The sequence below is a fragment of the Mycoplasma pogonae genome (assembly GCF_054170725.1).
In genome coordinates this window covers 1-24,030 of record NZ_JBSWZS010000012.1, presented here as the reverse complement: position 1 = coordinate 24,030, position 24,030 = coordinate 1, and the positions used below count along the sequence as shown (strand labels likewise).

At 27.3% G+C, this 24,030-nt stretch carries 20 protein-coding genes; 4 read left to right on the top strand and 16 right to left on the bottom strand.

Going from position 1 to position 24,030, the window contains the following annotated elements:
- Nucleotides 1–194: 194 nt before the first annotated feature.
- From ACW95P_RS04120 to rpsT, 14 genes are all read right to left on the bottom strand, one after another.
- Nucleotides 195–350, bottom strand: coding sequence for a hypothetical protein (locus tag ACW95P_RS04120; protein WP_457961979.1), 156 nt, complete (start codon nucleotides 348–350; stop codon nucleotides 195–197).
- Nucleotides 351–593: 243 nt separating this feature from the next.
- The gene (locus tag ACW95P_RS04115; protein ID WP_457961978.1) at nucleotides 594–1,178 is read right to left on the bottom strand and encodes an SNF2-related protein; all 585 of its coding nucleotides are present in this window, start codon (nucleotides 1,176–1,178) and stop codon (nucleotides 594–596) included.
- Between the two features lie 29 nt (nucleotides 1,179–1,207).
- Nucleotides 1,208–1,519, bottom strand: a complete 312-nt coding sequence (locus ACW95P_RS04110; RefSeq protein WP_457961977.1) for a hypothetical protein — start codon at nucleotides 1,517–1,519, stop codon at nucleotides 1,208–1,210.
- 135 nt (nucleotides 1,520–1,654) lie between these two features.
- Nucleotides 1,655–2,407: an MBL fold metallo-hydrolase gene (locus ACW95P_RS04105; protein WP_457961976.1), complete on the bottom strand. Its 753-nt coding sequence runs from the start codon at nucleotides 2,405–2,407 to the stop codon at nucleotides 1,655–1,657.
- On the bottom strand, nucleotides 2,356–2,682 hold the full coding sequence (locus tag ACW95P_RS04100) for a hypothetical protein (RefSeq protein WP_457961975.1): 327 nt from the start codon (nucleotides 2,680–2,682) through the stop codon (nucleotides 2,356–2,358). The genes ACW95P_RS04105 and ACW95P_RS04100 overlap by 52 nt, the downstream gene beginning before the upstream one ends.
- Nucleotides 2,683–2,864: 182 nt before the next feature.
- On the bottom strand, nucleotides 2,865–3,011 hold the full coding sequence (locus ACW95P_RS04095) for a hypothetical protein (RefSeq protein ID WP_457961974.1): 147 nt from the start codon (nucleotides 3,009–3,011) through the stop codon (nucleotides 2,865–2,867).
- A gap of 461 nt (nucleotides 3,012–3,472) precedes the next feature.
- Nucleotides 3,473–3,718 carry a hypothetical protein gene (locus ACW95P_RS04090; RefSeq protein ID WP_457961973.1) on the bottom strand — a complete coding sequence of 82 codons (246 nt, stop codon included), beginning with the start codon at nucleotides 3,716–3,718 and terminating at the stop codon, nucleotides 3,473–3,475.
- A gap of 184 nt (nucleotides 3,719–3,902) precedes the next feature.
- Nucleotides 3,903–11,702: a hypothetical protein gene (locus ACW95P_RS04085; protein ID WP_457961972.1), complete on the bottom strand. Its 7,800-nt coding sequence runs from the start codon at nucleotides 11,700–11,702 to the stop codon at nucleotides 3,903–3,905.
- Nucleotides 11,703–12,162: 460 nt separating this feature from the next.
- Complete coding sequence (locus ACW95P_RS04080) at nucleotides 12,163–13,059, bottom strand: nucleotidyltransferase (RefSeq protein ID WP_457961971.1); 897 nt, start codon at nucleotides 13,057–13,059, stop codon at nucleotides 12,163–12,165.
- A 4-nt stretch (nucleotides 13,060–13,063) separates the two neighbouring features.
- A complete protein-coding gene (plsY, locus tag ACW95P_RS04075; RefSeq protein ID WP_457961970.1) occupies nucleotides 13,064–13,870 on the bottom strand; it encodes a glycerol-3-phosphate 1-O-acyltransferase PlsY in 807 nt (268 codons plus the stop codon).
- A 73-nt stretch (nucleotides 13,871–13,943) separates the two neighbouring features.
- The gene (locus tag ACW95P_RS04070; RefSeq protein ID WP_457961969.1) at nucleotides 13,944–14,882 is read right to left on the bottom strand and encodes a ZIP family metal transporter; all 939 of its coding nucleotides are present in this window, start codon (nucleotides 14,880–14,882) and stop codon (nucleotides 13,944–13,946) included.
- Nucleotides 14,883–15,141: 259 nt separating this feature from the next.
- The gene (gene dnaK / locus ACW95P_RS04065; RefSeq protein WP_457961968.1) at nucleotides 15,142–16,938 is read right to left on the bottom strand and encodes a molecular chaperone DnaK; all 1,797 of its coding nucleotides are present in this window, start codon (nucleotides 16,936–16,938) and stop codon (nucleotides 15,142–15,144) included.
- A gap of 396 nt (nucleotides 16,939–17,334) precedes the next feature.
- Entirely contained in the window at nucleotides 17,335–19,086 is a 1,752-nt protein-coding gene (locus ACW95P_RS04060; protein ID WP_457961967.1) for a hypothetical protein, read from the bottom strand.
- 80 nt (nucleotides 19,087–19,166) lie between these two features.
- Complete coding sequence (rpsT, locus tag ACW95P_RS04055; RefSeq protein WP_457961966.1) at nucleotides 19,167–19,448, bottom strand: 30S ribosomal protein S20; 282 nt, start codon at nucleotides 19,446–19,448, stop codon at nucleotides 19,167–19,169.
- Between the two features lie 344 nt (nucleotides 19,449–19,792).
- Between rpsT and ACW95P_RS04050 the strand changes: the two genes are divergently transcribed.
- Genes ACW95P_RS04050 through metG form a run of 4 tightly spaced genes read left to right on the top strand, consistent with a single transcriptional unit; the run spans nucleotide 19,793 to nucleotide 23,408 of the window.
- Entirely contained in the window at nucleotides 19,793–20,326 is a 534-nt protein-coding gene (locus ACW95P_RS04050; protein ID WP_457961965.1) for a hypothetical protein, read from the top strand.
- A complete protein-coding gene (locus tag ACW95P_RS04045) occupies nucleotides 20,298–21,056 on the top strand; it encodes a YgjP-like metallopeptidase domain-containing protein (protein WP_457961964.1) in 759 nt (252 codons plus the stop codon). The genes ACW95P_RS04050 and ACW95P_RS04045 overlap by 29 nt, the downstream gene beginning before the upstream one ends.
- Nucleotides 21,057–21,076: 20 nt before the next feature.
- Complete coding sequence (locus tag ACW95P_RS04040; protein WP_457961963.1) at nucleotides 21,077–21,871, top strand: tRNA1(Val) (adenine(37)-N6)-methyltransferase; 795 nt, start codon at nucleotides 21,077–21,079, stop codon at nucleotides 21,869–21,871.
- Nucleotides 21,861–23,408, top strand: a complete 1,548-nt coding sequence (gene metG / locus ACW95P_RS04035) for a methionine--tRNA ligase (RefSeq protein WP_457961962.1) — start codon at nucleotides 21,861–21,863, stop codon at nucleotides 23,406–23,408. Before ACW95P_RS04040 ends, metG begins: the two co-directional genes overlap by 11 nt.
- 53 nt (nucleotides 23,409–23,461) lie before the next feature.
- Here metG and ACW95P_RS04030 read toward each other — a convergent pair whose 3' ends face one another.
- Together ACW95P_RS04030 and ACW95P_RS04025 are read right to left on the bottom strand one after the other, a co-directional pair.
- A complete protein-coding gene (locus tag ACW95P_RS04030) occupies nucleotides 23,462–23,689 on the bottom strand; it encodes an IS3 family transposase (protein WP_457962009.1) in 228 nt (75 codons plus the stop codon).
- Nucleotides 23,690–23,713: 24 nt separating this feature from the next.
- A partial coding sequence (locus tag ACW95P_RS04025; protein WP_457961961.1) for a transposase occupies nucleotides 23,714–24,030 on the bottom strand: 317 nt, incomplete at its 5' end.

Sequence of the window (24,030 nt, the reverse complement as noted above, 5' to 3'; positions counted from 1 at the left end):
TAGCTAGTAAAATATGCAATATAAATAACTTTTATAAAAATAATGATTTATTTACAACAAACCAATAATTGCAAGTTTGCTTTTTAAAAGTAATAATTTAATAAATAATTAGGAGTTTATTAAATTAAAAAGTTGTCATCAAAAAAACACTTTAGCTATAAAAAACTAAAGTGTGAAAAATATATAAATTTTAACTATAAATAAATTTGATTAAATGCTATGTTTTGTAAACCATCAATTCCCCTTGCTCCTGAAAAATACTGGATTAAAATAACTTGTCTACCGTTGTATTTTAGGGCTAGTTCTAAATCATTATTAGCACCATTAATTTCAAAGAATTTAATTTTCATTTTTTTGTTAGTAATTGTTTAATGAAAAATAGCTCACATTGATAGTTATAAAAGAGGGTGAAATTAAAGTTGGATTGTTCTAATAACATTTTTAAAGTTTCGATTTTTTCACTTGATGGCATTTTACAAATTGCCTTTTCATTTTCTTCTACTTTAATTATCCCTGAACTTAACATTCTTAGGTTGTGAAAATAAGTCATAAAATCATTACCGGAAATAACAAACTCGGATGTAATCACTGCTTTATTTTTTTAAAAGTTTCATAAAAGGCATTGTTGCTAATGTCATATTTAAATAGTTTTTTTTAGGTAAATCAATTGCATCTTGGGTTTTCAATGTATAGGCTTTTTCATGGAGCGAAGATGTTAAATCTTCTTCATTTTTATAGCCTGAAATAATTTTAATTTTATGTTCGGGGTGAACTCAAAATCTAGTGTAAGTTTCTAAAAAAATATTTCAGCTAAATCCATCCGGGAAAAGTTTTAAAAGTTTCATTTGCACATAGAGATTTTCATAACCATTAGAAATTGGGTCTCCACTTAAAAGCAGTAAATTTTCATATAAGCTAGTATATTCGAGGGCTAATTTACTAATTTTAGTAGTAGGAGATTTTAGCACTTGGCTTTCATCAATAATTAAATTAATGGATCGATACAAAATCATCTTTTCACCATTTTTTAAGTTATTAACAAATCTTTGATAACTGATAACAAAAATCTGATTTTTTAGTTCATTAATTTTTTGGAATTTTTCTACTTCCTTTTTAGTTTCAACCTTGTTTATGTTGGTAAAATTAAGCTCTTCAAGCTCTTTTATTCAATCAGCCACCTTTTTACTATCTACTAAAATAATGGTGCTTAAATCGTTTGTTTTTTAATTGCTTCTAATCACTTTAAACCTGTAAAAGCTTTTCCTAACCCCATATCAAGTGCTAACAAAAACCGTTTATGCTGTAATGCCTTACTTAAAGAGGTTTCTTGGTATTTATATAACTTTTTTTCATAATATTGTTTTAAAAATTCCAAACTTGTTTGCTGTAATGTGTTGGGTAATAAAATTAAAATTTTGGGCGTAACAAATAGAGTGATTAAATTATCATAGTATTGTAAAGCAGTTGCTACTTGTAATGCGCTAAGTTTATTTTTCTTTAAATCCCTTTTTAATTCCAAGGCATAAACATAATTTTTTATGAAACACTAGCAAATCAGCAATACCACTTTTTTGATATAGTGAACCATAAACTTTTAAATAATCTATCTTGTGCTGTTTTAAAAACTTTTTAAGTTTATTTTCCAACTCTTTTTCTAGCATCTTATTTTGAAATAGTTTTCAGGTAGCCTTGTAAAATTTAAATTTAGTTTTTGATAAACTACATTATTAATTTCTGGGTTAGGGTAATTAGTTTTAGAAGTATGGATAAAAAGTCATTTAGCATTGTCGCTAGGTTTTACATAGTCAATAAATTCTAATGATTGTTGCCTACTAAAATGCCCTTTGTTTGAATATTGCCCAATTTGTTTATAGTCTAAAAATAATTCATCATTTTCTAGGTGGTTGCTTTCAATCATGAAAATGTCTGTATTAGCAAATAATTCTGGTGGGTAAAGGTCATAATTGAAACTGCCGCAATCTGTAAAGAAAACTAGTTTCTTGCCATTAGTTAAATTGATAATATAGCCATTATTAGCTGTTGAGTTGTGATTAATTTTAATTGCTTTAACATCGAGTTGATTTTCTAGGGTAATTTCTTGGTTGTAATCCAGGAAAATAAATCTGTCTTTTAATTTAAAAAAATCAGAACGTTTTTTAATTAAAAACTCATAAGATTTGGGGTTTATTACAACTTTACCTTGTGGAATTTCACCCAAAAACTTTTTTAAATACCTTGTATGGTCTACATGCTCGTGGCTAATAAATAAATATTTAGCTTTATTCCATAATGAAAAGTTTTCTGGTTGGATAGCGTTTACTCCAATATCAATTCCGATGTTGAAATCTTTATCTTCTAATAAATAGCAATTCCCAGCACTAGAACTACCAAATGAATGTATTGTCATTTTTTTACCTTCGTTGTAATAAATTGCACGTTTGGATACTGTTCTATTAATAATTTAGAGTTAGTTTCATCAAGGCTTTCAGTGTTATCTAAAATAATGGGGAGCGACACACGTAATTGCTTTTGAAATAATAGAGCTATTTCAATTAATGCCTTAACTTGGCTACCATGATTTAATTGGCTAAAAGGCACATTACTTCATTTCATATTAAAAGTATCTTTTGCAAAATTATTTTTGTCATACTTAATGAAATCAATTTTAACAGATAAATTCAACTTTTTAATTTGTTCTTTAATTACTTTTAAAATTTCAAGTCATAGACGATTTAAGAAAGTAATTTATGGTTTAAATTAGCAATTTTAGCTGCTACTTCATCATTAAAGATAATTAAATTAGATTTAAATTCCATAGCATCAATAGCCCTAATTTTGTTCGTTTCTTCACATACATTAATAATTTATTGGAGATTTTGCTTATCCTGATCTATATATTCATTATAAGGTGTTAAGTTGGAATTAATTTTTGATTCCAGCGCCTTGATTTCATCTTTATAAGTTTTGATAAAGTCAGAGATTGAAAATTTATTACTTCATAGTTGTTCCACTAAATCTTTATATTTTTCATATTCAGGCCATTATTGTTTCGTTGTATCTAAGACTTGATTTGCTATGTGCAGTGAGTTCAATAAAAACTTTTCAAAAAATATTTTTCTTTGTTCTACTTTAGACAATATAGCAAACATAGATGTAACAGCTAGTAGTTGAAAATCATCAGGTAAAAAGTTTAAATTTTTTTATAAGACTTTTTTATATTTTGAAATAGTTGCTTTAATACCATTAATAAAAAAGTCTTTGTCTTTAAGTGATATTTCCCAGTTGTCAGTAGTTTTTACTTCTCCATTATTTCAAACTGTGTAATCAATTACTAATCTAGCTTGTGGTAAATTTTCTTTGTTATTAGCTTCTAAATTCTTAAAATTAAAGGTTTTGTTGTTTAAATTTTTTTAATAATTGATAGATGGATAGAGCCATTCATGTAAAATTTTCTTTGGATTTTTTTATCTCCTTAGTTTTGTTTTCCTTTTGATCTTGATAAGAATTTTGTGCCATCAATTAAGTAGGTTATTTTTTGGCCTTCCTCAGTGTCTAAATTAAAATAAACTTTTTTAATTAGTTTTTTGTACTTGTCATAGTGTTTAATGTAACCTATTGAAATCAGTTTGTTGTTTTTATCTTTTCCTTGGTATAGATAATGTTTTTCACTTCCGCTTTCATGGCTTTTTTCATATGTTGTAATGTATTTTAGTTTCATGTTGTTAGCAGCTTTAAATATTTGAATTAAATTTTTTATTTTTTTTATGTTTGCTTTTCTTATTATTTTTTAGGTCATGTTAATAAAAAAACATTCATCAACATGTCCTTTATTTAGATACATTAATGAATGTTTATATGTTGTTTTGGAGTTGCTAAAGTTTAATAAATTAAGTTATTTTTGGTTATTTTTTACTTTTTGCAATTATGAATCAGAAAAGTGCAGTTATAGGTAGGATAAGTAATGATAAGAATCATAAGAATTTATTTGGATTTGATTCACCATTAGCTCTAGGTATAGGATTATTTTCAGCAACAGGAATAGTTAAATCACCATCAAGTGCTTCTTTTGATTTTACACTAGCATCTACATCACCTTTTTCTTCTGCTTTTTCAACTTCTTTATCAAGTTTATCTAAACGATCAAGTGCTTTGTTAGCTGCGATATAAACATCATTTAATTTTTGTTTTCAATTAGTTTGATTACTACTAATTGCATCAATCATTGTTTGCAAACTTTGTTTAGTAAGATGTGATAAGCGTTTGTATTTATCACCGTTTCAAATTTCATCACTGACTTTAACTTTAGCTGCTTCCACAACTTGATTTCCATCTAGTTCACCAATTGCGGCCTTAATTGTTTTTAATGCTGCATCAATATCAGTTGTAGTTACACCATGTTTGAAAGTGTTTAAATCATTAACATCAAGTGCAGAATTTACTGTGGCTGAAAGAGTGCTGTTAATTGCATCCAACACTCTTTTATTAACATTATCTTTATTAGTTGCATCAATATAAGTTGGTGTTAATTGTAATGAGATATATTCATCTAGGTCGAATTTAAAACCAATAAATTTATCATTTAATGTTTTAGCTTTTTCAGTTACATCATCAGTATGCTTAGTGTTTTTATCTTTTGTTTTTGTAACATCAATATCAGCAGCTTCATCTTTAAATTTGTCTTTTGTAGGTTTATCAAGATTTGGCAATTTATCAATTGTATCTTTATTTTTACCAATTGTTTTATCAATCTCATCTAAATCTTTTACCCGTTCTCTTAGATCGGGGAGTGAAGAAGTTGGTAAATTATCTTTAGCTTTAGTTCTTTCTTTTTCAGGAATATTTGTAAAGCTGTCAACTTCTTTTTTAGCTGTATCTAAGTTTTCATCACCATCTAATTCATTAATAGCTTTTTCCGCTTTTGTTTTATCTTCAACTAATTTTGTTTTTGTGGTGTCTTCTAATAAATTACTATCTTTTAAATCTGTTAATGATTTTAAAACATCATCAACAGCCTTGCGTTTATCATCATTAGCTAATTTATAGTCAGTTGTTTTTTTAGCATCTTCAAGCTTTTTGATAGTCTCATCAATTTCTTTTAATGTGTCTAAACTATCTTTTGCTTTTTTGTCAATTTCTTTAACTTTATCAGCAAATTTAGCTTTATCTATTGCATCATTAATTGCTGTTTTAGTTGCATCACTAAATGAACTATATTCACCATCAGCTTCAGTTTTATTTCTAACTGCTGTTTTAGCTTTGGCTAAATTTTCATTTCCATCTAAAGCTGCTAATGATTGTTCAATTTTTGTTTTAGCATTTTGAATATCTGATGCAGTAACACCAACTTTGATTTTCCCATCTAGATCTTGTGTTAGTGATGGAGTAGTTGTCTCATCTAAAACCTCTGATGTTGCAGCAGCAACTTTTTGATCTTGTTCAGTTTTAACCGAATCTGTTGCATCAACATAATCCGCAGTAGCCATCACCTCTTTATAATCATCATAAGCTTTTTTAAACGCTGGATATTCTGTATTAATTGCAGTAGCTGTTGCTTCGGTTGTTGAAATATGATTTAAAATATCAGTTTTATTATTATTGAAATCAAATGTTTTTGCTTTGGTAACAAAATCTTCTTTAGCAGCATCTGAAAGATGATCTAAATTATCAATATTTGTTTTTACTTCACCTAACTTAGTATTAATTTCTTGGAACTTTGTAACTGCATTTTGAAGTGCATCATGATCACTATATTTATCAATATTATCTAAGTCAGTTTTAATATTAGTTACCATTGTTGGTAGTAAATTAGTTAATTTATCAATTTCTAATTTAGTTGTTGCTAGATTTTCATTTCCATCTAAAGCATTTTTAACATTTGTAACTTTTGCAAGTTCAGTTTCGGCAGCAGCACGAGTTGTGTCATCATATAAATTTGTTTTAGATGCCTCTTTTAATTTTTCAAGCAAATCATCAAAAGCAGCTTTTGTTGTTTCGCTTGATAATTTGTAATCTTTATCTACTTTATAATCTGTTAAATCTTTAATTTTAGCTAATAATTCATTATAAACATCTAAAGCTTTAGTTGCTTTAGCATCTATATCATTAACTTCAGTTTTTGTATCAGTGTCTGATTTATCTATATCTTTTATAATAGCATTTTTAGTATCATCATTTAATTTATTGTAAGTTCCGCCAGTATCATTAACTTTTTGCTTAATTTTATTTTTTTCCTCACTTAATTTAGTTAAACCATTTAATGTATTAAGTGCATCAGAAATTTTAGCAATTGCATTGTTTATATCTCCTAAAGTTGTCCCTGATTTAAATGTTTCGTGAGTTAATTCAGCTAACTCAGTTTTAATATTTGTATATGTTTTATCTTTTAAAACAGATTCTAAGGCAGTTTTAACTTTATTGTTTTGAGAAGTTTTATTTTCTTCAGTTGCTTCAGTATATTTAGGTTTGGTAAATATATCTTTATATTTAGCAACTTCAGCTTTTAAATCATTAAATTTATCATTAATTGCTTTAGCTTTTTCAAATTCTTCATCAATTTTAGCTAAGATTGTAGTTTTATTAGAATTAATATCGATGTTAGCAACTTTTGTTTTTCACTCTTCTTTTAACTCAGTTGAAAAATGATTAAAGTTTTTGATTTCATCATTTTTAATACCAATGTTAGTGTTAATTTCACTGAAATCTCTTACTAAATCATCTAATTTATTTTTGGTGTCAATTTCATTATTAATTTTAGAAACAAGCAAACTTCTTTGTGTTGTTTCGGGAATATTTGTTAGAGCTTTAATTGCTTCAATTGCTTTTTGTTTATTTTCATCACCTTTAAGTGCTGAAGATGCAGTTTTAGCAGGCTCTATCATTTTATCAATGTCGCTTGCTGTTTTGTCATAAAGATCAGCTGTTGAATTTAACTGAGTTTCTAAATCTGTTAACTTAGTATTAAAGTCATTTTGCTTAGCTAATTCATCTAATTTATAATTTGCTGTTTTAACAACTTCTTTTAATTCATCAATTGCTGTTTGAATTTTTCTAGCATTAGTTACTGTTTGATCGACTTTTGATACAGCTCCTTGGAGTGCAGCATATGATGTAGTAGCATTTGCAGCATTTCTAATAGCCTCTTTAGTTGCTTCATTTAAAGTATTTCATGGGGCTTCAGATAATTTATCTGTTACTTTTTTAATCTCCTTATCACCATTTAATTTTGCAAGAGCTTCTTGAATGTTTCTAGTTGCATTTTGAATTGCAACAACATCATTTGATGATAATTTTTTATCATCAATATTAAATCCATTAGTTAGTGTTGTGTCAGTAAGACCGGCAACGACTTTTTTTAGCTCGGTTAATACTTTTTGATCGATGTTTACAACATTTTCCGTTACATCGTGTTTTTGTTTACCGATTTCATCGGTGTAAGTTTTTATTGCTGCTTTTAGTTTATTTAATCCATCACCTAAAGAAGTGTTTAAAGCTGTTGCTTCATCAACAATTTCTTTAATTTTATCTGCAGCTGCAGCTTCATTAAGACCTGTAATATCAATTTCACCTAGTTTTGTAACAAAATCATTTATTGAACTGCTTGTTAAATGTGGTAGAGCACCAATCGTATTTTTTGCCGCCTTAATTTTTTGATCAAATTTTGCAAACAATTCATCAGCTTCATCTAATTTAGCTTTAGAATCTGTTTTTGCTAAACTTTGTATTTTAGCTTTTGCTTGTTCTTTTTGCTTCTCACTTAAATTAGATAAAATCTCTATTTTATCTACAACTGCTTTTAAATTAGTTGTTCCATTTAAAAGTTTATCTACAGTTGTATCATCTGCACTATTTAAATCTGTTTGTGCTAATTCTTTTTTAGTATTATCAAATAAATTTTGTTTTAAATGATTTTCTAATTTTGTAATTACAGCATTAAAATTTGATTTATTAGGTGTTAGATCAGATAATAAATAATTTTGATCATTTTTCTGCTTTTCTTTAAGTTCAGCAATTCTTTCTCTAATTGGACTAATCACATCTCTTGCAGCATTGATTCTAGCTTCAATACCACTAAGTTCAGATAAAGAAGTGGCATCGTTAATTTCTTTTAAAATTTTTTGCTTTACATCTTCAGATAATTCCTCAAATTCTGGAGTAGTATTAACTTTATTAATTAATTCTTGTTTTTTCTTAGTTATTTTGTCAGCTAAAACTATTTCACCATTTAAATCTTCTTTAGCTTTTTTGATTTTCTTAGCAACTTCAGTTGCTTTATTAGATAATTGATCTATTATTGTTTCAATATCAGCTGTGCTAGTACCTAACCCAATTTTTAATGTATTAATTGAATAAGTGTTTGTTAATGTACCCGGTTTTGTTAAAGTTGGAGCTACTATCTCATTTATTGCATTAAACACATTAGTGTTTTGGTCATCTTTATTAGTGGCTTCATCATATTTTGTTTTACCAATTTCACCAACATATTTATTAAATTCAGTCGCAATTTCATTAGTGAATTTAGCATCTAATGCTTTTACTTTATTTACAAAATTATCAACTTTTAATTTAAATGCAACTTCAGTTTCTGAAGTATCAGTTTTATTAAAACTACTTAATTTTTCTTTAATTTTTTGAACTAAAGCAGGAGCTAGATGAGTTAATCCATCAATGTCTTTTATACCTTTATTATATCAAGCCGTTTTTTTAGCTTCTCATTCAATTTTGTCAAATGCATTTTTAGCTTGAATTTCATCAAGGTTGGTAATGTCAACCGCTTCTAATTTAGTTTTAAATGTTTCTTTTTCTGAATCAATTAAACCATCTATTCCGCCGATTGTTGTTTTTGATTTACCGATTTCAGCATTAATTTTAGTAAAAGTTGAAACTGCATCATTTAGACCTTTGGCTGAGATAACTTTTGTTATGTCACTTATTTTATTATCAGCATTATTTCTTTGTTGAATACCTAAATTAGATAAACCGCCGATTGTTGTTTTTGCAGTTGTTAAATTGTTATCTCCATCTAGTTTTTCTGCAACTGTTGTTGCTTCATCAACTAAATTATTAAAAGCAGTGTCAAGTGTATCTAAAATATTTTCATCTTTTGCAACTTCAGCTTCTAATGCGTCATAACTAGTTTTCATCAAATCATGTTTATCTTGACTAGCTAATTTGTAATTTGGCGAGGCTATAATTGGCTTTAAATCTTCTATTTTAGTTTTTAAAGCTTTAAAAGCAGTAGCTATTTTAGTCGCTTTTTTGTCAAGAGCATCTAATGTAGTAATATCTGTAGCGCTATTGATTTGACGATTAATTTCTGCAATAGTTTTTGCATTTAATGCAGTTAAAGGGTCTTTATTTAATTTTTCTCTTGATTCTTCTTTTCGTTTATTTAACAATCCATCTAACTTAGATTTTTCTGTTTCTACATTCAAAAATTCATTTTCAATTGATGCTGGAGTTTGGCTAGAAATATCTTGATTTTCAATTTTATTTTTTAATGCATTTACAATTGTATCAAAAGCAGCTTTTAATGTTGCTGAAGCTAATGTGTAGCTTTCATTTGTTGTTTTAAATGTTTCTAAATCACTAAATTTTGTTTTTCAAGCATCCATTTGATCAGCTAATGCTTTGGCAGCATCTTTAATTGGTGTTAAAGCAGTAATTGAAGTTACAGTATCAATTTTTGTTTTAAATGCTTCAATTGTTGGATTATTTAATTTATTAAATGGAACTTTAGTTAACTTTGTTTTTAAATCAGCTTTAGCTTTATTTAATTCATTTAAATTAGTTGCTTTTATTTTAATTGGAGTAAGTTGGTTTTTTTCAAAAGAATCAAGCAATTCTGAAGCATTATTAATGTCAAGGACATCCAACTCATCTTTGAATGTTTTTTTCTCTGATGCCGATAAATAACCAAGTTCATCTATAGCTGTTTTAGCAGTTTCGATGGCTGCTTGTTTTTTATTTTTTAAAATTTCTAGTCCATCAAGTTTTGAAATTGCGTCAGTAATGATTGCAATAGCAGCATCAACTGCAGCTCCATTTTTAGCAGTAATTTTATTGGTATCAATTCTTGTTGAATTAGAAAGACTAACAAGTTTTGGAGCTCCTACAATCACATTTAAAGCATCAACCACATTTTTATCTAAAGTTGTTACTGTGGTCGCTAAATCATGTTGTGGATTGCCGATTGCGTCAGTATATTTTTTTAATTCATTTTTTAAATCATTGTATTTATCATTAGCTGCTTTAAGATTGGTAAAGTGGTTTTGTAGACTTTCATAATCTGGTGTCGATGTTTTATTGTCTAATGAATTTTCAACTTCTGTTTTTGTAATGCTATCTATATATGGTAAATCATTAGTAATTTTAGTAATTATTGCTTCTTTATTTTCTCTACCTTTTAGTTCATCTTTTGCAGCTTCAGCAGCTGAAAGTGAATTAGCAAAATCAGCTTTTGAAGTATCATTTCAAAATTCTGCCCCACCAGTTTTGTCTTTTGCATTGTCTAGTTTGGTTTTTAGTGCTTCTACTTTTTTATCAAAATTAGTTTTTTTCTCATTTTTAGCTAATCTATAATCAACCTCATTAGCAGGATCGTTTTTATAATTTTCTAAACTATTGATCTCATTTTTTGCGTTTGTATATTCAACGCCTAATTTATCAAGTTTAGATTCAATACCCGGTAACTGTAATTCAGTTGCTCCATCAATTTCGTTAGTTATTACAGTGATTATTGCATCATTTCATTCACTAAAAGGTGCTGTTTTTAATTTTGCTTTCAATTCATCTTTTTTATCAGTACCATCAAGATTTTTATAAGTTTCAATAATTTTATCTGTTAATTTTTGTACTTCAGTAGGATCAATTTCTGTATAAGTTTCTGGAATTATTGTACCACTTCTTAACGCTGTATCAAAAGCATTTTTGGTTGTTGATGTTGAAGTTAAATATTTGCTTCCTAATTTTTTAGTATTATATTCAGCAACTACATCTTTTAAATTTTTCATCGCCGCATCAAGATCCTCATTTTGTTTTTTGAACTCATTAACTTTATCCAAAAATGCAGAGTTAAAATTGTTCTGATCGTCAGAATCATTTCTCCTCTTCTTTCTCAACTCGTTTGCTACAACTGTAGACAAAGCTAATTTTTGAGAATTTGTTAAATTTGTTTTAGCATAAATAAGTTTTTTAATATTTACTGTAAAACCATCAAGTTTATTTAGTTTTTCAAGATAATCACTTCGTAAATTTTGAATTGTTACAAGATCAATTACAGAGTAATCTTTGAAAACTACTTCTGCAAGTTTAAAATGAGCAAGTATAAAATCATCAACATATTTTGAGTTAGAAGCGTCACTTATAGCAGTTACATAAGATCCTGTTTTATCTATAAAATTTGTTGTACCAAAAGCCACTTGGATACGAACTTCTTGCATAAGAAGATTTAAAGCTTTTACTTCTCTTGTATTAAGGTGTCTTTTTAAAATTGGAGCATATGTATTTTTTTGCCCTTGAGTTAAATAATGAAAAACTCTAGTTAATCAATCAACATAATTTTCACCATCTCTAGGAAGATTAGTGCCATCTTCAAATGTAGCTCCAGTAATTGAATAAGCAAAAATAGCAATAGGTGAGCTTGCTAAAGTAAACATTGCAGTTTTTCTAAATAATTTAAAAGCTTGTTTTTTTGAATCTTTCATAAAAACCTCTTTAAACAATTGGATATATTAGTTTTAGTATTTTGAAAACTAATATGTAATTTATTAAATACAAATATTGATAATTAATATAATAGAAATTAAAAAATGAAATATCGCAATGATAAATTAGTTATTAAAACTAATACAATGAAGCAACAATGCAACTATTAGTATTAGTGCTTACATTTTACTATATATATATATATATATATAGCGATACCCTTATAAAGCAAAAAAAAGTCAATATTTTACTAAAAAATTTAGTAAAATAAGCACTTTTGTGTTTTTTTAAAAAATTGTAATAAAAAAATATTTCTAGCGTGTTAAGTAACGTTTGTAGAAATATTTTTGTTAATTGTAGTTAGTACTTATATTATTTTCATTAAAAAAGTAACTTAAATACTGCGTTATTTAAGACTAATTATTAGCTAAAATTTTAAGCTAAATAGTTATCATATGTTTATTTTTTTATATCTAATAAAATATGTAGCATAATTCGTTTAATGCGGCTTGAAGTATAGCGGCGGGAATTACATTGTGCTACAAAATCATTATAAGTTGGAGCAGTAATATGTTTTTTAAATAAATTTTCAATTCCTTCATCAACTAACTTAATTGTTCGAAGTTGTTCTGAAGTTTTGTTAATTACAATTGTTTGAAATTGTGAATAATAATCTTCAATTCGCTCGGGAATTTGTTCAAAACGCATCGGACTATAATCAGAAATATCTTGACCTTGATAAATCATTTGCCGTAATAATGTTGCTGAAGCAAATTGTTGGTTGCTTTCTAATGAATGAAAACCAACTGTACGTTTTAAACAATACGGTTTAATCGGATAATGATTATATACGATAGCTTTGACATATTCTAAGCCTAAAATGTCATTAGGTAATGTCATTGCTTTACCACTTAATTTTTCAAGCGCTAGAGCCGCAGCTTTTGGGAATGAAAGCCCAGTTTTTAAATACTGTTTTAAAACTTGATTATAAGAAGCTTCATTTTGATAAATTAAAGTAGCTATATTTATAAAAAGATCGACATCATCAGTTTCACTACCAAATAATAATTTGTCAATCTTGTGTTTAGCAACTAATTCTACAGCTGTTTGAGCAAAAATATGTGCAGCTTGAATGCATGCTTGTCACGGAATTTCATACACCTCATCAACTCCAGCAGCTAAAGCTGCAGCTTTGCGTTGAGCAAATGAAGCAATCGCTAATTCTCCACGTTGCACATATTTTCCACTCATGAAAACTACAATTTTTTCGCCCGGAAATTGTTGCTTAGCATAATTGATTTGATAAATATGACCATTATGAAAAGGGTTATATTCTGCAATAATTGCTACAGCCATAAAATTATTTACGATCTTTTCGCTTTGCTTTTAATTTACTTAAATTTAAAGCATTTTCAGTTTTGTTAACTAGTCTTTGAATATTGCTGTGGTGAGCAAAAATGATGGTTAATTGGGTTAAAATTAGGAAAATTGGCGGCAATCAAAATAATTGTGTCCATCATCATAAATTACCTGTAAAATTTAATGTTCCAAGTGGCGCTTGCGTCATGAATGGTATAAAAGCTAAAAATGCTGCAATCATTGGCGCTGCCATCGAGGCAACTGAAACGTATTTAGTAAAAATCACAATAATGATAAATAATAAAACGGCAATTAAAAATAATAAAACATTAGTTGCTAGTAATAAACCAAAAAATGAAGAAACACCTTTTCCGCCGCGGAATTTAAAAAACACTGGAAACATGTGTCCAAAAATTGCTCCCACGCCGGCAAGAGTTGGAAAAATATTTGCATAGTGAATATTCAATGTTGTTAAAAACATTTGCGAAGCAAAAATTCAAACAAATAGTACGGCAAAAAATGATTTTAAAGCATCTAGTGCAAAAACTGCTAAAGCAACCTTTTTACCATAAACACGCAATGTGTTTGTGGCTCCGGCATTTTTAGAACCTTTGTCACGAATGTCCTCTTTTTTTCATAGCTTTGAAAAAATTAGTGAAAAATTTAATGAACCCATTAAATATCCAAAAAGTAATACAAGAATATTGATTCAGATTATGTGTCCCGAAAATTCTGGGAAATATGATTCCGCAGTTTCGGAGAAAATTGGAGTAATGTTTGTTGAAGTTAAGTTAAAAAAATTTGTCATGTCCAAAAAATTATATTTAAAAACTTAAATTTTCAATGCTTTTTTATAAATAATTTATGAAAAAAATTCCTGTTTAAACAGGGATTGTCGCATCAAAAATGCTACCATTGTTTCAATTTACATGTTCAGCATGACTATGGAAAGATAACAATACCAAAGCAAAAATAATCCCCAAAGCAAAAGCTGCTAAGGTAATATATCAGTGCCGTTTTGATCCTTTACGAAGGTGAATAAATTCCGGTACCAATTCAATGACAGCTACAAAAGTTAATACCGCCCCACCACCGGCATTAATGATTGGTAGTAATAACCCAACTGATTCAATGTACTGATGCAAAAAAGCTCCGACTAACATAATAGGTAACAATAAAAATGTTGTTAGTAAATTATAAATTACAGCTTTTTTAATTGTTTGGCCATACTGGATTTGACGGTAATAAATAATTAAAATTTCAATTACAATATGTAAGTTAAATGTCACAATCAAACCAACATTCAATGATTCACCACGGGCTAATTTTGAAATTGTTGACCCCAAAACAAACCCATCAATTGTACGATGTGAAAGTAATAATAAAATTGCTAATCAAGCTGATTTGGGATTATCAACATCAGTCATATTAATCATTTGATCGTGGTGATCATGCTCATGATGATCACTATGTGTTTCGCCAAAAAACCGCACAAAAAAGTAACGGACAATGAATATCACACTTAAACCAATTAATGCTCCGCCACCTACAACTCCAGCTGCAATTAATTGTCCACCTCAATTGGGGTTTTGGTGTACAAAACTATCTAAGCCAGTACTGGGATTGTGCACGAAACTTTCAACTTTTTGATAAGCTTCGCCCATAAAACCAACAGTTCCAATTAAAATTAACATTCCTGCTGAAAAAGCATATAAATAAATGTTACTACTTTTTTTAATCCGTGGTTTCAAAAAAGAAATAAGGGTAATTAAAATAATTGGTCCAACTAACAAAATAACAGCATAAACTAGGAAATTCACAAAAATGGCAAGGTTTAAATTATCATTAAAATCTTTTAGGGTAAAAGGAAACAAATTTTGTTCTCATTTCTACTTGAGTTAATCTCAAAATAATATTAAAAAATTATATCATATTTTAAAATTAGGAATTTGTCATTTATTTGGACAAAAAACATCACTACAGAAAGGAGGGTAGTGATGTTTTTGTAAATATTATATTGCGTTGTATTAATAAGTTAGTTTTAAAATAAGATTTCTATTTTTACAATTTTGTGTAATATTATTTTTTATCTTTTTCTTCTACATCAGCTGTAAAAGTATCTTTATTTTCTTCTTTATTAGCTGATTGATTCGCTGCAGATTGTGCAAAGCTTTGTGCAATTTGCTCAATTTGATCTAAACGATTTTTTAGCTCTTCTATTTTTTCTTCTTTTAATAAATCTTTTAATTCTTGAATTTGTTTTTCTGCTGCTTCTTTTTGTTTTGCATCAACTTGTTCACCATTTTCTTTAATTGATTTTTCAAGTTGTGAAATTAAAGTTTCTGTCCTTACAGTTACTTCTACTTTTTCTTTTTTCTTAGCGTCAGCTTCACGATTTTCTTCCGCTTCTTTAATCATTCTTTGGATTTCTTCTTCAGTTAAACTACCTGAATTTTCAATAGTAATTGTTTGTTCCTTATTTGTTTTTTTATCTTTGGCAGTAACCTTAGTAATTCCATTAACATCAATTGAGAAAGAAACTTCAATTTGCGGAACACCACGTGGTGCTGGTTCAATTCCTGATAAATTAAATCTTCCCAACATTTTGTTGTCAGCAGCCATTTGTCTTTCACCTTGAACAACTGAAATTGTTACTTCGGTTTGGTTATCTACTGCTGTTGAGAAAACTTGACTCTTGGTTACCGGAATTGTAGTATTTCTTGGAATGATAACTGTATTAATATCACCTTCAGTAACAATCCCTAATGAAAGAGGAGTAACATCTAGTAATAATACATCATCAATTTCTCCAGCTAAAACAGCACCTTGAATTGCAGCACCAATTGCTACAACTTCATCTGGGTTAATACTACGATTTGGTTTTTTACCTAGTGTATGTTCTACCATAGTTTGAATTGCAGGAATTCGTGTTGAACCACCAACTAGTAAAACTTCATCTAAATCTTTAGCTTCAATTTTTGCTTCTTTTAAAGCATCCATAATTGGTTTTCTAGTACGATCAACTAAGTGAGCTGTTAATTCATCAAATTCTGAACGTTTAATTTCTAAATCAACGTTAATTGGTCCATTATCTGTAATTGCTAAAAAGGGTAATGAAATATTAGCAACTGCTTGATTTGATAATGTAATTTTAGCTTTTTCAGCTTCTTCTTTTAAACGAGCCATTGCCATTTTGTCATTTGAAGGATCAAAATTGTATTCTGCTTTGATTTTTTCAATCATTCATTTTACAATTTCATTATCTCAATCATCTCCACCAAGGTGGTTGTCACCGCTAGTTGATAAAACTTCGAATGTTCCATTTTCTAGTTCTAAAACTGAAACGTCAAATGTTCCACCACCTAAGTCATAAACAAGGATTTTTTGTTCTTTATCTTTTTTATCAGCTCCAAAAGCTAAAGCTGCTGCGGTTGGTTCGTTAATAATTCTTAACACATCTAAACCAGCAATTTTCCCTGCTGTTTTGGTTGCTTCACGTTGTGCGTTATCAAAATATGCTGGCACAGTAATAACTGCTTTTGTTACTTTGTGACCAATTTTCTTTTCAGCATATTCTTTTAAATGTTGTAAAATCATTGCCGAAATTTCTTCAGGTTTATATTCTTTGCCATTTGCCTTAACGGTTTGAGTTGTTCCCATTAAACGCTTAATTGATGCGATTGCATCTGGATTTGTTTCCAATTGACGTTTTGCAACTTCACCAACAATTACTTCACCATTTTTAAAAGCCACAACAGAAGGTGTTGTACGCTTACCATTTAAATTTTCTAAAACTTTTTGTTGTTTATCTTCAATAATAGCAACAACTGAGTTAGTTGTTCCTAAGTCAATACCTAAAATTATTTCTTTAGCCATTTTCCACCTCTCTATAATATCATTTATTAGAAATACGAAATACATTATAACATAAAAATTAGCACTCTCCAAACAAAAGTGCTAATTTTTTTATATTCATAAATTAAGGGAATGTTAATCATTGTTTTTTTAATTATGTTTTAAAAACTAATTGCGGTTTTCAATTACTATAATTTTAGTTAATTCTAGCAAATTCTTTTGTATTTTGTAATACCTAATAAATTAATTAGTGAAATAATTTATTAAATTTTTGAATACTTGAAATAATTTTTAGAAATATATTTTTTTATTTCAATATTTTTTGAATTTATATATTACAAAATTTGTTAATTTTTTGGACATAAAAACTCCCTAAATAAAATGGGAGTCAAAATGATTTATATTAGCGGGTTTTGATTATTTAAATTTTGCTATTTCCATATTAAGCGCATGCATTTGGGTCAAATTATCAAGCCCCATTTCTTGAGCTAGCTTTAATTGATTTTCCAAAAATTGTTTTAAATGTTGCAAAATGAATATAACACTTTGTTCTGATGTCATTGATGTTTTAAATTTAATAAAACTTTGTACAAGTGGGTTTGGATTGTTTAAATTTAGCTGTACATTATTTAAATCAGCAATTAATTCATTTCAAACTGCAGGATTCATATCATCGATTTTTTTAATAAAATTTTTATAATTATCAAGGAATTCTTCTCAGATATTCTCAACCTGTGTTTTATTTTGGTTTACAACTTTTGTAATATTTTCAATCTGATTTGCATAAACTTCTTTAAAATATTTAAAATTTTCTAAATTTTTCAAATTTGCATAATTACTTAAGTATTGATTTAGCAAAAACAACACTTTTGATTTAAAAATGCTTTCTGGAGTTTTTGAAGTTTCTAAAAATTTAGTAAAAATACTGTCAAGATATGCACTAATTGCTTGAATTTTTAAAGTATTTTTAGTATTAAAATCACGAATTTTTATAATATCTGCATCTGTTGAATTTTGTGCTTTATTTAATTCTTCAATAATTTCTTTATTATAAAAATCTTTTGTTAAATAAAGGTATGAGTCTGTATTTCAATATCAACCTTTTTTAACATTAAATAATTCATCATTATAAAAATTAATATCATAAGTTAACCAAAAAAATGGTTGAAAAATTTCGAAAGTTAATAAAAATTCATTAAATTTTTTACTAAATTCATTTTGAGTGTTAAATTCTTTTTCCGGTAATTTAGAATTTAAAACTTCATTTAACTTTACTTCATTTTTTAAAATTTCGGTAAATTTTTGTAAATCATTTTTCATTTGGGTTAATGAATAAAAATTACTATTTGTTTGATTTTTATTGAAATAATTTGGAATATTTGGTTTTTCCAAAAAATCCTTCTTTAGCTCTAAGAATTTTTGGCTAATTATATTTTCACTACTTCCAGCTGCTGGAATTTTATTTAAATCTTCTAAAAAACTATTAAATTTAGTGATTGTTACTTCATCCAAAATCTCCATTAATTCCTTAACAAAATTTACAGTACTTTGAATTTTAGTTTGAATAGAATTATGTAATTTCGTTAATTTGTCTTGTGCTTGAGAGTTTGTTGCTAATTCAGGGTTATTTTTTAATAATAGATAATTTACAACTTCGTTAACTAAATCGACATTTAGTGTTTGTAATTGACTTAGTTTATCGGGATTACTTCCGCTTATTTTTTCACTTAATTGCACATATTTGCTATCAAACAATTTTGCATTTTCTATGTTTTTGTTCATGAATGTTTCAATCGCTTGAAACAATGGTGTCTCGTTTTTTGAACTTGGTTGTGTTTTGTATTCTTTTAGTAAATCTGTAATTTTTAGAAAACGGTCACCAAAAATTATATTATTAAAATATTTAGGATTAAACTGCGCATTTTGAGCATCATAAATTGAAGTATTAGTTAAATATTTACCATAAATTGCTAAGTCCCTATTAGAATTAGATAATTCAATAACTTTTTCAAAAGTTTCATCAAATTTTTTTTCACTCATTTGTGATCCAAATATTTTTTGGGTAGCATCATTTAAAGTTTGCGCACCACAAGCCACTAAAATCGCTGGAGTTGTAGCTAACGCTATAGTTGCAAAGTGAATTGGTTTAATTGATTTAAAAATTTTCATAAATAATGTCCTTTTATTAATAATTAAAAAACTTAAAATTAAAAAATTATCTATAGAAATAGATAATTTTAAATTATTTCTTAAACTGTTGGGTTGGTACTATTTTTTTCAACGAATTGTGCTAAACGAGAAGTTTTTCTAGAAGCGTTATTTTTATGTAAAACACCTTTTGAACAAGCTGTGTTAATTTCTTTGTGAGCTTTTGAAGTTAATTCTTTAATTTCTTCAGGAGTCGCAGATTTGGTAACTGCTAGTTTTACTTTTTTAATTGCTGTTCTCACTCTTGATTTAATTGCAGCATTACGAACTCTTGATTTTTCATTAGTTTTAATTCGTTTAATTTTTGATTTTATATTAGCCATTAAATTTCTCCTATATTATTATGATTATAAAATTAAATTTTAAATTGATTTAAGAATATAAAATATTGAAAATTATAATAAAAAAATCTACACATGTAATTTGTCTTAACATTATACTAAAAAAACAAAATTTAAAAAATAAATGATAACATTTTTTATATAAATAGAAATTATTTTTTTAATCTAAAATTGGAAGTTGAAATCTTATGCCACAACAACAAATTTGAATAATCTTTTTTATCACCTTAGGTTTTGTTTTTTTTATTGCAATGATAAGTTTTGTAAGTTTTTTTTGATATATCAAAAAGCAGCAAAATAATAAACAAGAAGCATTGGAAACTCAAATGCATAAAACCTATGAAGCAATTAAAAAAATTGCCATAAATAACAAATCATTATGAATACCTACAAATTTATACCAAATTGATGGTAAAAACTATTTTGTTGACGGGATTATCGTTAATCGGAAAGCTGTTGTGGTAGTAGATATTTTTCCAACTAAAGATTATGTATTGGGAGATTTAGAGCAAAAAGATTGGGTAGAAATTCATAAAAAGCAGGTTACTATTTTTGAAAAGTTAAATTTACACAAGGCAGCTTTAATAAAAGAAATTGAAAATATCGTGAATTATGAAGTTGCTGTACTGCATTTATACATTTATGGAGATCAAACAGTTAATTTCGGTGTTAAAACTAGCAGCGGCAATGTTTTTAAAATTCCTGAAAGTAATTTTTCAAAATTTTTAATGCAAGAGGTTATGGCCAAACGGGAAGCTAAATTAAATGATGTTAAAGTAGAAATTATTAAAGATCAAATTGAAAAACATATTACTACAAAAGTAAAAGACTATGGAAAATTCTTCATTAAAAAATTTTAAAATTGATTGAGATAATGATTTAATTACTTTTACATGGGCAGAAGATGGTCAGAATTATAGAATCAAAATAGTTTATACTAATTATAAAAATATTAATAAGGCACTTCAAATTAGATTAAAAATTGATAAAAGAAATTTAGAGATAGTTGCTATGTTTTCGCATTATTTCAAAAATAGTGATGCCGTTATTGATTTATTAATTAAAGCTGAAATACCCAAAATTTTAAAAGTAAAAAAAATTTATACTAAAAAAATGTTTGACCTTGAAAGTGGATGATTTTATTTATTTGGAATCAAAAAAACCTTTTATATTCAACAAAATAAAGAACAACAATATCTAATTTATTTAGATAAAGATATTTATCTAATTCCTAACATAGAAAAATCTACATTAGAAAAAGCAATTTTGGATTATATTGATGGAAGATTTTTGGAGTTATTAAAAGAACGACAAACACAATGAGCTAAAAAAATGGGAATTGAAAAAGCACTAACAATTGAAATAAATAATTTAAAAACTAGTTGAGCTTTTAATCGCAGTTGCAGATTAATTAGTTATTCATCAACACTAGCTTTTTTCAAAGTTGATGTAATTGATTCTGTGATTGTTCATGAATTAGCGCATTGTTTTGAAATGAATCACAGTACAAGGTTTAAAAAAATTTTAACTCTATATTACCCTGATTGAAAAAAAGCTAATGAAAAATTAAAAACACGGGAAGTTGATTAAAATTGGTAAAATATAGCAATATGAAATCATCTTTAATTAAAAATTCTTTAGGATATGATTCAAATTTGTATGTTTACCAGGATAAAGATATGTTTAATTATTCTGTTGATACAATTTTATTAGGTAATTTTGTTTCAATTAATCGCAGTGTTAAAAAAATGTTAGAAATTGGTACAAATAATGGTGCCTTAGCGATTTTTATGGCTGAACGAAGTGAAAAATTGCAAATTGATGCTCTTGAAATTCAAGCTCGGGCTGCTGAAATTGCTAAACTTAATTTAGAGCTAAATCACAAAGAGCAACAAATTAACATTATTAATGGTGATTTTAATGTTTTTTATAAACAACATAACAAGCAACAAGCTTTGAAATACGATGCCATCGTCTGCAATCCTCCATTTTATAAAGTTAACAATAATTTGCCTAAAAAAGTTTCTAGTAATGAAAAATTAATTGCAACACATGAAATTAAATTAAACCTCGAGCAAATTATTCAAGGTTCTGCAAAAATTATTAAACAAAAAGGGTATCTAGCAATGGTTATGCCGATCGAACGAATGGTGGATTGTTTGGAATTAATGCGGAAATATAAATTTGAGCCAAAAAGAATTCAATTAGTTTTTCCGCGAATTTATGAAAAAGCAAAATTTTTTTTAGTTGAAGCGCGTTTTCAATCTGGTTGAGGAACTAAATTTGAAACTAATATTTACTTACATCCCGAAGATAGTTCAAAACACGAATATTTACCAGCTGTGGTAAAACTTTATAAACCCCAAAAAATTAAACAGAATAAGGATTATAAAAATGAACAATAAAAACAAAACGTTTTATGTTACAACCCCAATTTATTACCCATCAGGTGATTTGCATATTGGGCATTTGTATTCAACAACAATTGCTTGAGTTTTGCGGAATTATAAAAAAATGCAAGGTTATGATACTTATTTTTCAACCGGTTCTGATGATCATGGCCAAAAAATTGCTCAAAAAGCTGCAGCTAACAACATGACTAACCAAGACTATGTTGATCAACAAGTTGCTAAATTTTATAATTTATGACAAAAATCAGCTATTGATTATGATGTTTTTATTCGCACTACTGATGAAAAACATAAAAAAGTTATTCAAAATGTTTTTCAAAAAATGTTAGATTTGGGATTGATTTATAAAGGTCTATATCGTGGACTTTATTCTGTAAGTGATGAGGAATTTCTAACCCCAACTCAAGCAAATTTTGTAGAAGGAAAATATTATCACCCCGTTAGTGGCCATGAATTAATTGAAATTTCTGAAGAATCATATTTTTTAAAAATGTCACAATTTTCAAAGTGATGACAAAAAACGCTAGCTGAAGATAAAAAAATTAATATTCCTCAAAAAATCATTAATGACTTGAAAAACAATTTTATTGATAAAGGATTAGAAGACTTATCAATTACCAGAATTTCTTTTGATTGGGGAATTAAGGTGCCTAACGATCCCAAACATGTTGTTTATGTTTGGATTGATGCATTATTCAACTATTTATCATTATTAGGTTTTTCTTTACCTGGTGATAATTTGTATCAAAAATACTGAAAACATGGTGATGAAATTGTGCATGTTGTAGGAAAAGAAATTACTAGATTCCACTGCATTTATTGACCAATTATGTTAGAAGCAATTGGAGAACGTTTACCTTCAACAATTTTGTCTCACGGTTGAATTATTACTCCCCAAGGTAAAATGTCAAAATCTAAAGGCAATACAATTGACCCATTGCAATTACTAGCTAAATATGATTCAGAAATTTTAAAATATTTTTTCGTTAGCAAAATCGGGATTTTTGATGACGGGATTTTTGATGAAGCTTTATTAGTAACTGCAACAAATACTGATTTAGCTAATAACTTTGGAAACTTACTATCACGTACTACAGCAATGATAGAACAAAATTTTCTGACTCAACCAGTACAGTATTTGCCCAAAAAATTTACTGAATTAGAAAATGATGTTTATTCAGCTATTGCTACTAAATTTAATAATTACCAAAAAGAATTTGATAATTTTCAAATTCATAATGCTTTTAAGGAAGTTATGAATTTAGGTAATGATTTAAATGGCTACATTGACAAAACTAAGCCTTGAACTTTAAAAAATGATTTAGAACGATTAGAAGTTGTATTAAATACACTATTAAATGGAATTTATGCTATGGCAGCAATGCTAAAACCAGTTTTAATTCATAATATGGCAAAAGTTGCTAAGCAACTAAATGTTCAAGATTTAGAATTTAATCAAATTAATGATTATCATAAATTTGATCACACCATTATTAAAAAAGGTGAAATTATTTTTCATAGAATTAAATAATAATTTTTAAAAAAACTGCTTGCTATGCGCCCCAAAAGTTGGACTTATAAATTTTAAGTATTTGAATGATCCCTGAATTCTGTGGGGGTCATTTTATTTAATCTAATTGATATCCTTTGGTTATTATAATATTCAATGTAGTTTTCTATTGCTTTAATTAAATCTTCAATATCCTCAAATTCATGTTTATGTCCATACAGCATTTCTCTTTTTAGGATTCCAAAAAAGTTTTCCATAATTGAATTATCTAAACAATTCCCTTTTCTTGACATTGATTGAATAATCCCTTTTTCTTCTAAAGCATTTTAATATTTTTTCATTTGATATTTTCATCCTTGATCTGAATGAAAAATTAATCCTTTTAAATTATTAAATTTATTAAAAGCTTGTTGTAGAATTTTTTTAATTTGCTTAAAGTCGGGAGATTTAGAAATATCATAAGCAATAATTTCACAAGTATGTAAATCCATAATCGGAGAAAGAAATATCTTTTGTTCCTTAAATGAAAATTGTGTTACATCAGTCACTCATTTTTGGTTGGTTTTTGTAGTTGAAAAGTCTCTCGTTTTTTGGCTTTTATTTTTATCATCATTTGCTTGAGCAACAAGTAAATGATTCGGAA